The sequence below is a fragment of the Halalkalibacterium halodurans genome, assembly GCF_005671335.1.
GTDB classification, from domain to species: Bacteria; Bacillota; Bacilli; order Bacillales; family Bacillaceae_D; genus Halalkalibacterium; species Halalkalibacterium halodurans.
In genome coordinates, this window is the sequence record NZ_CP040441.1 from 2,824,539 (window position 1) to 2,837,626 (window position 13,088).

Sequence of the window (13,088 nt, forward strand, 5' to 3'; positions counted from 1 at the left end):
ATTTTCGTCTATTCATTACTTTTCAACATCAAAGGAAACATTCCTTGTGACCATTTCTCCGGAGCAGCGATCGAAACATAAAAAAAGCGCAAAGCAGCTGCCCTGCGCTAGACATCTAAATATATACTTTCTTTTTATTTAAAAGCGTATCTCCATTCAAATGCTGAAAAAACGCCTACCGGTTAAAATCTTCCTGAACGCAAGATGGAATATAAGAGCCAAATAAACATAAGGAGCGCCACAACGAACCCAATCTCAACTGCTGGAATGTTCCAAAGGAGAGATGACTGTCCTCCTAGAGCTGAGCCGATGATTAATCCGACCATAATGATACTGAACGACAGGAGGACGATACTAAAGGACAAACGATTACTAATTCGATCTAATTTATTTAGAAATCGTTCGATTTTTGGTAGTGACAGTTCTAGAGGTAGCTTCCCTTTTCTTGTGATCGCTGTTAATTCTTTTAACGTTCGAGGCAACTCTGTAAGAACGTCCCCATATTCATTCCACTGATTATATACGTGTTCGGCAACAGATTTTGGGCTCAAACGCTCCTTAAGCAATTGACGGCCAAAAGGCTCAGCCACCTTTACGATACTAAGCTCCGGATCTAATTTTTCCACCATTTGTTCCATTGTAAGAAGCGTTTTACCTAACAATGTTAAATCGGCTGGAATTTGAATGCGGTGGTGATTGGCGATGGCAAACAAGTCATTAACTGCTTCCCCAAGGCTCACCTGACTTAAAGGGACATCAGCAAATTTTTCCCTTAACTCATCGATATCCCATTGCAGCAGCTGCATGTCCACATCATCGGGTACAATCCCCATTTTCGTAATGGCGTTCAAGACCCCTTCCGAACGTCGGCGCATGATCGCAATCACTAGTGAAGCGAAATGTTGTTTCATCTGTGGGGAAAGGCGCCCGACCATACCGAAATCCATAAACGCTATGGCTTCACCTGGTAACACCGAAATATTTCCTGGGTGGGGATCCCCATGAAAGAAGCCCTCCAGTAAGATTTGTTTTAGTATCGCATGGGTTATCCTCTGGGCCAACATTTTTTCATCATAGCCTCTTTGTTTGAGTTCTTCTCGTTCATTTAACTTCGTCCCTTCCACATACTCCATCGTCAATACCTTTTTCGTGGAATAGTCCCAATATACTCGCGGTATCTGGACGGTGGGATCGTCTTCAAATAGCTTGGCGAGCCGATCAGCATTTCGTCCCTCCACCGTATAGTCCAATTCAGCTAACAGAGCCTTTGAAAATTCCTCAATGATTTCAACTAATTGATAGTTTGCTGCCCACTCCAAGCGGTGTTCAGCTATTTCTGCTAAATGCTGCAAAATTTCTAAGTCCGTTTTGATGATCTCCTCGATGTTCGGTCGCTGAACTTTGACCGCTACCGGTTCACCTGATTGTAAGACCGCAAAGTGAACTTGCCCGATAGAGGCTGCACCAACGGGTATTTCATGAAACTCGCGAAACAATTCGTCTACAGCCATTCCTAGCTCATGCTCCACAATGGCTCTTACTTCTTCATACGAAAATGGGGAGACGCGATCTTGTAGCTTTTCCAGCTCCTCCAATAGTTCAGAAGGGATCAAATCAGGACGTGTGCTTGCCATCTGTCCCATCTTCACAAAGGTTGGGCCTAACTCCTCTAAAAATAGTCGCAAGCGCTCCCCTATTGTTTTCGTCTGTACGTTTTGCTCTTTCACCAACAGTCGTTTCGGTAAGGAAATGATTTTATGCAAACCTAGTTCCTTTACAATGAAACCAAACCCATTATGAGAAAAGGCTGTGACGATTTCACGATAGCGCTTGAGGTGACGAATTCTACGTTCAAAAATGGGAACCCCTCCTCATTTGAAAAACGTGGCGATTGGTGCGGTGATGACTGAGACCTCTCACAAGGCAAGTCGCGCCCAATGTGTGGACGGCGCCCGGCGCTAGACACCCTTTTGCTAATTGGAAGTGCCATTTTCTTAAATGGCTAAATTAAATGGATTACTCTGATTGTTTTCGTTCTTTTTCCAACTGTGCCAGTCGTTTTTCCAACGCTTGAACCTCTTCTTTCGTCGCTACATTTAGCCCACTAAGCATCTCTTTTAGCTTGCTTTGAATTTTGTCATCAAGCTCTTTCTTCGACTCTTCTCCCCTTCGCAACAGCTCACGTAAAAAGTCTTTAGACTCCTGTTGGCTAAGCTCCCCTTTTTTCACGAGCTCATCGATGATTTTTTCTGCTTGTTCTTTGCTAGCAGCTGCTAAACCTAATCCTAATGCCATCCCTTTTCTTACTGCCTCTCGCATAAAGATCCCTCCTTTATTCATAATAGCTCTTCTCATTACTCATACCAATTTCTCGCCCGAATGAAACCTCTAAATGGATTCCCCTCCTACTACGAGTATTCCCTTATCGAGTAGAATATCCAATGATCAGATTTGATTACCACCCAACCTTCATGCGTAATGTCTTAGGAGGAAATACGAACCCCCCCCTCATCTCACAGATTTTATGGAGATGAGGGGGGTCTTTTCTAGGATAATCTTTCTTTTTTATGGAGATTTGTTTTTTCTAACAGCTCTTTGCAATAATTGATAATATCCCTTCTACGAATGATGCCAATAAAAATCCCTTGATCATCAACAACCGGAACAAAGTTTTGTGCGATCGCAAGCGATAGTAGGTCATCAATCTCGGCATCGATGTGTACAGGTAAATTGACCATCTTTTGCTCAATTTCCTTAAGGGATACACTTTCCGTGTTCTCAAACGTAAGGTTCGGCGTATGTTTCATTTTCCACAGTAAGTCACCTTCCGTGATCGTGCCTACATACTTTCCGTCCTTATCTAAAATCGGGATTGCCGTGTAATTATGATATTCCATCCGTTCGATCACTTGCCGCATCGTAGCATCTTCATTCATATAGACAACTTCGGCTTTTGGCAACAGGAAAAACGCAATTTTCATGTCCCGCCCTCCTTATCTCCTCTTTTCATGAACTTGGCGCTGACGTCTTTTCGTTCTTCGTGTAAATGACTAAGTTGACGTATCCCTTTAAAGCGTATCGTGGATCTTATGCTAATCTGTACCTATAGCTCACGACTCACCCCTTTGTACGCCCTTTCTATTATATCATTTTACGATCATTGGTTTAGAAAAACGCTTTTTTTCTCCCTTTCTTGATGCAATCCTTCTATAAACGCTTCAGCAGCTAACGATAACGGCTGCCCCTTTAACAATCCCAATCGTTCTCTGCTCAATTGGTTCCTTCATTTCTAGTGGTATCAGTTCTCCTTTTTTCAGCTCACGTAACACGAAGTCTTTCGTCACAAACGCAACGCCCATGCCCAATTTCACACACTCAATCAACAGTTCTACACTCCCTACTTCAATGTCAGGCTGTACATGAACACCTTGGCGTTCAAATAGACGGTGCAGAAATTGTGTAGAGCTACTCGTTCTTGAAAACGTAATGAGTGGGTAATCCAGCACCTCCTCTAGCAGCAGCGGACGCCCAGCCAACTCGCGGTTCTGCTCTCCTACAACAAATAGGCTTGAAATCGATAAAAACGGTTGAGTCTCGACATGTCGCGCTTGTACTGGTAAATGAACAAAGCCAAAATCGATGGAGCCATTGTCCAGCTTCTCGATGATTTGCGGTGTAGAACCGTGCTGAAGGCGGATATGAATGTTCGGATAGCGGACCTGAAACCGCTGAATGGATGGCAAGACAAAATGTTTGAACGTCGAATCACTGCCGCCGATTGTGACATGCCCTCCTTCGAGCTGTTTCAATTCCTGTAACTGTTGCTCCGCTTTATCAATACAGCCAAGCGCTTGCTGAATGTATGGAAAGATCGTTTCTCCCTCCCTTGTCAGTTCAACTCCTTTCGCATGTCGCGCAAATAATTGCACTTCCATTGTTTCTTCTAATTGCTTGATCGCGTGACTCACACTTGGCTGTGTAAATGTAAAGTTTAGCTGCCGCTTTTGAAAAGCTTTTTTCCGTTGCTGTCACATAAAACACACGGTATAAATCCAAAGGACTCAGGTTAAATGATCCTGGCTGTGTGGCAAAAACATGCCCAAATTATTTTCAGCTGCTAGAGCAACTCGGAGTCCAAGTACAATATCAATAAGTGTTTCTTCACCATACGTCTTTAGGAAGGAGCGTATGGTGAAGCCATCCATTCCCCCTACATTTACTAGCAACTAAAAATATTCCGAATTATTTTTTAGTCTCCTTGTAGCCTTTTGTATCTTTCTGTAGCTTTATTCTTATATTCTATATGTATCCTTTTTGGGTACATATATATTGAAAGCGCTTTCTAAAAGGGGGACCGTTCTGCTGAGATTGATCCTTAGACGACAAATCATCAGAAACTTTGAGAGGTGAATATTTTTGCTCGAAAAAATTATTGAACACGGTAATAATTTCCTATGGTCTTATCTTTTAATTGCATTGCTCGTTGGTTTAGGTGTTTTCTTTACGATTCGAACGAAATTTGCTCAAATCACAAACATAAAAGAAATGTTCCACTTAATGAAGGAGAGCCCTTCAACAAGTGACGGAAAAAAGCGCGTGTCCTCGTTTGGAGCCTTTTGTATTAGCGCGGCCTCACGGATTGGAACAGGTAACTTAGCAGGGGTTGCGATTGCGATTACCCTCGGTGGACCTGGAGCGATTTTCTGGATGTGGGTTGTTGCCATTTTCGGATCGGTTTTAAGCTTTATCGAGAGTACATTAGCTCAAGTGTATAAAGTGAAAGATAAAAATGGCTTTAAAGGTGGACCTGCCTACTATATGGAAAAAGCCCTCGGTCAAAGATGGTTAGGAATCACATTTGCCATCCTTATCACGTTTTGTTTTGGCCTTACGTTTAACTCTGTTCAAGCGAATACAATTTCAGCAGCCTTTGAAGAAGCATTTGGTTTCAATTCGGCTGTTATCGGAGTCGTGCTAGCCGTTGTTGTCGGTTTTGTTATCTTTGGCGGTGTTAAACGTATTGCGAAAGTCTCGCAAGTAGTCGTCCCTGTCATGGCGGGTTTTTATTTACTTCTTGCAGCCTATGTCGTGATTTTTAACATTGGCGAAGTCCCAGCAGTTTTTCAGTTAATCGTCTCAAGCGCGTTTGGACTTGAACAAGCGATCGGAGGCGGAATTGGTGCCGCCATTATGAATGGTGTCAAACGTGGATTGTTTTCCAACGAGGCTGGGATGGGTAGTGCACCTGTCGCAGCCGCTACAGCGGATGTGAGCCACCCAGCGAAACAAGGATTTATTCAAACGCTCGGAGTATTTGTCGATACGCTCCTCATTTGTAGTGCAACCGCATTTATTATTTTGTTAGCTGGAACCCCTGATGAAGGATTAAGCGGAATTCAAATTACTCAAGCGGCGCTAAGCAGTCATGTTGGTTCGTGGGCGACTTATTTTGTTGCATTCGCGATTCTCTTATTCTGCTTCAGCTCGATTATCGGTAACTACTATTACGGTGAATCAAACCTTGAATACATTAAAGAAAATAAGTCCGTCATCTTCCTTTTCCGCTTGGCTGTCTTAGGAATGATCATCTACGGATCCGTTGAAAGCCTAGCGACGGTCTGGGATTTAGCCGACTTGTTTATGGCATTAATGGCACTTGTGAACTTAGTAGCCCTTGCCCTCATCGGGAAAGTCTCCCTTGCCGTTCTGCAAGATTATCTGAAACAGAAAAAAGAAGGGAAAGATCCAGTCTTCTACTCTAGTAACATCGAAGGCTTAAAGCATACAGAATGCTGGGAAAAAGAAGAGGTTAAACGTAAAAACGCATAATGTCAAAAAGAGGCTGGAATAAAACTAGCCAAACGTAATCAAAAGGTTCGGCTCATCAAAATATAATGATCCGAACCTTTTTTCTGTTCATTCATGGGATCGTCTATTGACCATACAATATACACATAACTAGACGGATTTTGCCAAGTTGATTGTTAAAATCACGAGACGCCTACGGCAAGCGAGTGGTTTTTGAAACAACGAATCCCCTATAAAATAACTACCTTAATAACAAGACTAGGACTCACCGACCGTGAGTGCCAATCCTATTAACTGCGTTTTATCCTAGCCCCTTTTTCTTAATTAGGATCCTATATAAAAGTGCGTACATTACCCTTTCTTCTCTTGCATCAATCGTTTCGCTTCGTAATATAACGCTTGGGTAAACTTCTTGACATTGATACGTGCCGACGTATAAGAAGAGCTTGTCTCGTTTTTCAACTCGGTCATTTTGCTGCGCACGACGGAAAAATCAAAGAAGTGGGACGCGTATTCTTCAAATTTCGGATTCGAAAAGTCGATTAACCCTAACGAAGCCACGTGCTCCAATGATTGATATACGGCTCTTCTCACTCGTTGTTTCGCCGCTTTCACTTCCCTACGAACATCTCGTTCATCGGCAGCATCCCCTAGCTTCTCGCTCGCCAATTGTTCAAAAATATCCTTCAAGGCAGGGAACCCTTTTTCAAACGAATATTCCTTCTCATATGTGTATAAAAACATGAGAATGTTCATTAAATCTTTACTTCCACTCTCCCCGGCAATCCCTAACTCCGATAACAAATACTGTCCATAGCTTTTAATCGAATCATCATGAAACACTTGCTCGTTCACTTGTGTCGGTATGCTCCCTTGAAGGACATTGCTCAATGACTTTTGAATGTCATAAAGGGATTGTTCAAGCCTCGTATGGTTGATGACCTTACGAATAACCGACAGCACCTCAATTTTGTTAATTGGTTTCATAATGTAATGCTCAATCCCAAGCAGATAGGCCTCGCTGATTAATTCCTTTGATTCAATTTGTGAGATCATAATGATTTTCCCTTTGAATTCAGGCTTAATCTTTTGAATCGCCTCTAATCCATCACAATTTGGCATGAGCAAATCAATTAATAAAATATCTACTTGCTTTATATTTAATCGTTTTCCATCTAGCTCGCTTCCGTCCTCTGCCTCCCCTACGACTTGGCCTAATTGTTCATCCTCGATGATCTGAGCAAGAATTGAACGAACAGTCACATCATCATCTGTTATAAAAAAGTTCATTCCCTCTACTCCCTTTCAACGACATTTTTCATCGGCAATTGAATCGTAAACACTGATCCTTTTCCTCCTTGGCCTCGTTCATAGACAACCATTCCACCAAGCTTGTCAACCATATCATGTACATAGGTTAAGCCAATACCCGTTGAAGGCTTCCCTGTATGATCAAATTTAGACGTAAAGCCGGGTTTAAAGATAAGCGCTCGGTGCTTATCTGGGATTCCTGGGCCGTCATCTTCAATTCGAAATTCTACTGTCTGCCCTAACGCTTTGACACGGATCGTTAACATCCCTTTTCCGTCTATCGCTTCCACCGCATTGGCAACCAAATTGTTGATAATCGAGAGATGTGTGTAAATGTGGTAGGGTGGGTGCTCACCTTGAATGGAATAATGAAAATCAATCTCTTTTCCTAAGAGCTGAGCGTATTTTTCATTTGTCCGCACAATCATTTTAATAATTTGCCCAATCTCAATATAGTCTACATAGCTTTCATTTGAAATAAGCTTTGACAAGCCCGCAAAAATTCGTTGGTTGTCCTTTTTGATTTCGTGCACTTCCCCTGAGATTTCCAATAGCCTTTTGCTTATTTTCTCTAAATGGGGATTCACTTGATCCATGTGCTCGCTTTGAAGTCGTTTCATTTCACGGTACAACCCAAACACCTTACTCGTTATGTCTTCCGAGTTTTGTAGCGTCTTTTTTAAATGAACCGACTCCTCGTACAAATTAGAAATAAGCAACAGCATATGTTCATTCCGCTTGCGTATTTCCAATTCACGCGACCTTGTTTCATATAGCTTCATCATGCTGAAAACACCTAGCACGATAAAGCTGTGGGAAAAAGCGATTAATAAAATTTGGAAGATGGAATCCTTTGTCACCATGACACCAAATGCGAAATATTGCGCGATGAATTCAGCTGTATCGGCTAAAATCTCAATGATAATTCCAAACAAAAAGATGATCAAAGGCTGCTCATGGAAACGCTGAACCTTTGCTAAAGAAAACAATAATGAGTACGTAAAATAAAAGAAAAAGGTCGGATAATGGATCTCAAACGAATCCACCCAATAAAAATCAGCATGTAGTGTATCTAAAAAAACTCGAAACACAACGACAGCAACCGCTGTAAAAAAACCTGGAACGATTGCAGCCGTATTTCGCAAGAACAATAAAAATAAGAAGAAGATCGGTGGCCCTAAACTGACACGGAACGTTTCATTAACTGGATAAAAATTAATTTCTCCTGCAATTGGTACAAACAACAACATCGAGAGGATAATCATATAATCTTTCGAAAGAAACGGACGAATGTTCAAACGATGTCACTTCCTGTTATGTGAAAAATTCAGCATAACGCAATCCTTATGGCGGATACGTTTAGTTTTTATATTCCTGTAGTAACAGTGTAAAATCTCGTGAGTCCCTTGCTCTTTTCCTTTCTATATTGCCATTACTTCTGTATAAAGTATATGAAAATTTTTGGTTCGAGCTGTAGTCTTCTGTTTCTTTCTGTAGCCTCCATCATAGACTAGACTTACCAATATGTAAACGCTTTCATTAATAGGGGGTCAGCTATGCTTCAACAAAAACAATCGCTTCTTGAGCACAAGCCAGTCTTAAGTAAGGAGCTTGAAAAATTAGTCAACCATTATCGCACTTTAAGCCTTAACGGTCAATGTGCCCAATACATTCCTGCTCTACGAGAAGCCAATCAAACAGACCTCGGCCTTTACGTCGTTCATTCGAACGGAATCGAAATCAAATCCGGTGATTGGCAAGTCCCTTTCACATTGCAAAGTATCTCAAAAATAATCAATTTTATCGCAGCTTGTCTCGATCGCGGGATCACTTATGTGTTAGATCGAGTTGATGTGGAGCCTACTGGGGATCCGTTCAATTCCATGGTTCGTCTTGAAATGCGCAAAACAGGAAAACCATTCAACCCGATGATCAATGCCGGTGCCATTACTGTCGCCTCTCTCCTTTCAGGGAAATCGCCAACGGAAAAGCTCGAATCAGTTTATTCGCTAGTTGAAAAAATGCTCGGAAGGCGAGCATCAGCCAATGAAGCCGTGTTCCACTCCGAATGGCAGACAGCTCATCGAAACCGCTCACTAGCGTATTATTTAAAGGATACAGGCTACTTAGAATCTGAAGTGGACGACGCCTTGCACGTGTATTTCACCCTATGTGCAATCGAAGTGGCGACAAAGGACATTGCCAAAATTGGACTCATTCTTGCAAACAATGGGTATGATCCTCTCAGTCATCAACAAATCTTTCCGAAGGAAGTCGCGAAATTAACGAAAGCGTTAATGCTCACATGCGGGATGTACAACGCATCTGGAACGTTTGCTGCCCATATTGGCGTCCCCGCAAAAAGCGGCGTCTCTGGTGGAATCATGGCAGCTGTCCCAGCAAGAGGACGAAGGGACGAGGCGATGGGCATCGGCATCTATGGGCCAGCTATCGATGACTTTGGCAACAGCGTCGCCGGAGTCGCCTTACTAAAACATCTTTCTCACATGTGGGATTTAAGCATTTTTTAGTTTACTAAACGAAAAAAGGTGGAATGACGTATGACCATTTTGACAGAGCCACAGCGGACGCAAGTAGATGAAACGAAAGAGATCACCGAATTAAGCTTATTACAGTCAACCCAATCCGTCATCAAAGAAGCGCTTGATCTCCTCGGTTATTCTGAGGCAACATATGAGCTTTTAAAAGAGCCGATTCGAATGCTAACGGTCCGCATTCCTGTACGGATGGATGATGGAAACGTCAATATATTCACCGGCTACCGAGCCCAACACAATGATGCAGTAGGTCCGACAAAAGGCGGTGTTCGCTTCCATCCCGACGTGAATGAAAATGAAGTAAAAGCCCTCTCCCTATGGATGAGTTTAAAATGCGGGATCGCTGACCTTCCATATGGCGGCGGGAAAGGCGGGATTATTTGTGATCCGCGTACGATGTCGCTCGGTGAATTGGAACGATTAAGCCGTGGCTATGTACGGGCGATTAGTCAAATCGTCGGGCCTACGAAAGACATTCCGGCACCTGACGTTTTCACGAACTCACAGGTGATGGCGTGGATGATGGACGAATATAGCCGCATTCGGGAATTTGATTCCCCTGGCTTTATTACGGGAAAACCGATTGTCCTCGGTGGCTCCCTCGGACGGGAAAGCGCAACAGCAAAAGGAGTCATCATTTGCATTGAAGAAGCGGCGAAGAGAAACCAGCTTGACCTCAAAGGGGCCCGTGTCATCATTCAAGGGTTTGGGAATGCTGGCAGCTTCCTAGCCAAATTTCTTCACGACGCTGGTGCTCTCATTGTCGGGATTTCCGATGCGTACGGCGCACTTTATGATCAGGCTGGCCTTGATATCGAATACTTGTTAGATAAACGTGATAGTTTTGGAACGGTCACCAACTTATTTAAGAAGACGATTAGCAATCAAGAGCTTTTGATTTCCGATTGTGACATTCTTGTCCCCGCTGCGATTTCAAATCAAATTACAAAGGAAAACGCTCATGACATTAAAGCAAAAGTAGTCGTTGAGGCTGCGAACGGACCAACGACGCTAGAAGCGACTCGGATTTTAACCGAGCGGGGCATTTTTTTAGTCCCCGATGTGTTGGCTAGTTCAGGAGGGGTTACGGTCTCTTACTTTGAATGGGTACAAAACAATCAAGGTTACTACTGGAGTGAAGAAGAAATCGATCAAAAGTTCCGCAACATGATCGTAGATTCATTTGAGAAGATATGCACCTTCTCAAAACAGCACCAAGTCGACATGCGTCTCGCCGCCTATACGGTCGGCGTTAAGCGAATGGCTGAGGCTTCTCACTTTAGAGGCTGGGTATAAGAAAGGGTGTGTGAGGCTCCTACCGTTTTGGGGAGGGGCCTCATTTCATTAGTAAGCATAGCAAAATTCAGCCCTTTCAATCAACAATCCACTTACTCTGGAGGTCCATGTTCCTTCCTTTTTCCAGTTCACGTTTAATCTATCGTTTGTCGTTCACTAACCTGTGGCGAAACATTCATCAGTTGGCTGCGCCCTGTTTTTTCACTCTTTTTTTGGGGATAGTATAAAAAGGAATCTGTTTTTACTTTCTGTTAAGGAGATGAGGCAAAACTATGCCGTTTGCGAAAGAAAAAGGGCAACCAGCGATTTACTATGAAACGATCGGAAAAGGGACACCGATTATTTTTATTCCTCCTCCAGGTGTAGGGCATCTTACCTTCCGTTATCAAGTCCCATTAATGGATCAATGTAAGCTGATTACGTTTGACGTGAGAGGCGATTGCCAAAGTGAACGGAGCACTGAGCCGATGACAATGACACAGCTTGCCTACGATGTGAAACGGGTACTCGATGCAAATTGCGTAAGAAAAGCGATTGTTTGTGGGTACTCGAACGGAGCTGCGATCGCGCAGGAATTTGCCCTCACCTATCCGGAACGAACAGCCGGTGTTATTTTGATTGGCGGCTATTTTGCCGTGAAAAACTTTTTGCTCGAGAAAGAATACAAACTAGGCATATGGGCGGCACGCAACGAACTGATGCCCCTTCTAGCCTCAGGCCTCGCAAAAAATCATTTTACCGACAAACAAGCGGCAAATGAACTTTATGCCGAGATCATGAAGACAGATCCACAAATGCTCGCCGATCAATATACTACTGGATTGCATTATAGTAGTGAAGACCGCCTTCATCAATTACGCGTTCCATTGTTGTTAATTTACGGGGCAAACGATCACTATCTCCAGCCTTACCAAACGCGTTTCCGTGAGCTCGTCCACGACGTAGAGATCGTCTACATTCAAGGCGTAAAACATCAAGTTCCTTCAAAGGCTCCTCATGAATGCAATGCCGTCCTCCGTGAGTGGATGCGACGGAAGCAATTTATTCCCTCTTAACGAGAGAAGGTGTTATAAGATCGTTGTAAATACTAACGTCTTCCCCTTTTTCTACAGGATATTTATTGTTACTTTTCGTAGATATCTTACAGGATAAGCCACATTCTCTAGGCATACGCATATGCTAAATCGGACCAATCTCTTGAAGGGAATGAGCAGCATGAATAATCTGTATCCTTATGGCGCGCCCGATTCTAATCTGTACGCTAGAAAGCAAGAAGAATACGATCAACAGATTGCAGAAGCCATCTTAGCTGGAATTAAACGAGAAGCTACTGCCATCGAGCTTTATCGGAGATTAGCGGATGAAGCACCAAGTGAACAGCATCAGCATGACATCCGCCAAGCGCTAGAAAACAAACAAGCTTCTTTGACTCAATTTACGAATGCTTATAGGATCCTCACAGGTCAACAGCCTCAAATGGAGGTCGATGACGTTTCTTTTTATCGTTTCCACGAAGGGTTGCAAAAAGCGTATGAAATAGAAGTGGAGGGGTATGAGGAATATGAAAGAAGCAGTGCCCTTACCGAGAACCCACACGTACAGCATGCCTTTTGGACCGCTTTAAATACGGAACACGAAAACACCACTCGGCTTTATCGCTCGCTACATGAAGAAGCTGATCACCGTGTAACGGACCATGGACCGAGACCGTTTGTCGTGAACATTGAGGATGAGACGAAGCGAAACCAAGCCTTCCGCCGTGCGTTATGGACTGGGGACCATTTGCAAGTCACCTTGATGAGTATTCAAGTGGGTGAAGATATCGGCCTTGAAATCCACCCGCATCTTGATCAATTTTTACGTGTAGAAGAAGGTCGTGGCCTCGTGCAAATGGGTCACCGCCAAGACAATTTGCATTTTCAAGAGGAAGTCTTTGACGACTATGCGATCCTCATCCCTGCCGGAACGTGGCACAACGTAAGAAACACTGGCAATCGGCCACTTAAACTTTACTCCATCTATGCTCCCCCTGAGCACCCACACGGTACCGTGCATGAAACGAAGGCGATCGCGATGGCAGCTGAAGAACACCATCATTTGTAAAAGACTTTCCAA

11 protein-coding genes are annotated in these 13,088 nt (G+C 43.3%); 5 read left to right on the forward strand and 6 right to left on the reverse strand.

Annotated features, from left to right (window positions below; genetic code table 11):
- Positions 1-182 precede the first annotated feature (182 nt).
- The 4 genes from FED51_RS13670 to FED51_RS13685 form a co-directional block, all read right to left on the reverse strand.
- A complete protein-coding gene (locus FED51_RS13670; RefSeq protein ID WP_053430828.1) occupies positions 183-1,859 on the reverse strand; it encodes an ABC1 kinase family protein in 1,677 nt (558 codons plus the stop codon).
- Positions 1,860-2,016: 157 nt separating this feature from the next.
- Complete coding sequence (locus tag FED51_RS13675) at positions 2,017-2,319, reverse strand: phasin family protein (RefSeq protein WP_053430827.1); 303 nt, start codon at positions 2,317-2,319, stop codon at positions 2,017-2,019.
- A gap of 227 nt (positions 2,320-2,546) precedes the next feature.
- Positions 2,547-2,981: a CBS domain-containing protein gene (locus FED51_RS13680; RefSeq protein ID WP_053430826.1), complete on the reverse strand. Its 435-nt coding sequence runs from the start codon at positions 2,979-2,981 to the stop codon at positions 2,547-2,549.
- Positions 2,982-3,218: 237 nt separating this feature from the next.
- Complete coding sequence (locus FED51_RS13685) at positions 3,219-3,935, reverse strand: LysR family transcriptional regulator substrate-binding protein (RefSeq protein ID WP_083445497.1); 717 nt, start codon at positions 3,933-3,935, stop codon at positions 3,219-3,221.
- Positions 3,936-4,416: 481 nt separating this feature from the next.
- On the opposite strand from FED51_RS13685, the gene FED51_RS13690 reads away from it, so the two are divergent.
- Complete coding sequence (locus FED51_RS13690) at positions 4,417-5,829, forward strand: alanine/glycine:cation symporter family protein (protein WP_134229160.1); 1,413 nt, start codon at positions 4,417-4,419, stop codon at positions 5,827-5,829.
- Positions 5,830-6,159: 330 nt separating this feature from the next.
- Here the strand turns inward: FED51_RS13690 and FED51_RS13695 are convergent, their stop codons facing one another.
- Together FED51_RS13695 and FED51_RS13700 are read right to left on the reverse strand one after the other, a co-directional pair.
- Positions 6,160-7,098 carry a response regulator gene (locus FED51_RS13695; RefSeq protein ID WP_053430824.1) on the reverse strand — a complete coding sequence of 313 codons (939 nt, stop codon included), beginning with the start codon at positions 7,096-7,098 and terminating at the stop codon, positions 6,160-6,162.
- A gap of 5 nt (positions 7,099-7,103) precedes the next feature.
- Positions 7,104-8,369, reverse strand: coding sequence for a sensor histidine kinase (locus FED51_RS13700; protein ID WP_175414353.1), 1,266 nt, complete (start codon positions 8,367-8,369; stop codon positions 7,104-7,106).
- Between the two features lie 306 nt (positions 8,370-8,675).
- Here FED51_RS13700 and FED51_RS13705 point away from each other — a divergent pair, with 306 nt between their 5' ends.
- From FED51_RS13705 to FED51_RS13720, 4 genes are all read left to right on the forward strand, one after another.
- Complete coding sequence (locus tag FED51_RS13705; protein WP_138090608.1) at positions 8,676-9,650, forward strand: glutaminase; 975 nt, start codon at positions 8,676-8,678, stop codon at positions 9,648-9,650.
- A 30-nt stretch (positions 9,651-9,680) separates the two neighbouring features.
- Positions 9,681-10,973, forward strand: a complete 1,293-nt coding sequence (locus FED51_RS13710) for a Glu/Leu/Phe/Val family dehydrogenase (RefSeq protein ID WP_175414331.1) — start codon at positions 9,681-9,683, stop codon at positions 10,971-10,973.
- Positions 10,974-11,245: 272 nt separating this feature from the next.
- Positions 11,246-12,028, forward strand: a complete 783-nt coding sequence (locus tag FED51_RS13715) for an alpha/beta fold hydrolase (protein ID WP_053430821.1) — start codon at positions 11,246-11,248, stop codon at positions 12,026-12,028.
- 160 nt (positions 12,029-12,188) lie between these two features.
- On the forward strand, positions 12,189-13,076 hold the full coding sequence (locus tag FED51_RS13720; protein ID WP_138090610.1) for a cupin domain-containing protein: 888 nt from the start codon (positions 12,189-12,191) through the stop codon (positions 13,074-13,076).
- Positions 13,077-13,088: the final 12 nt, after the last annotated feature.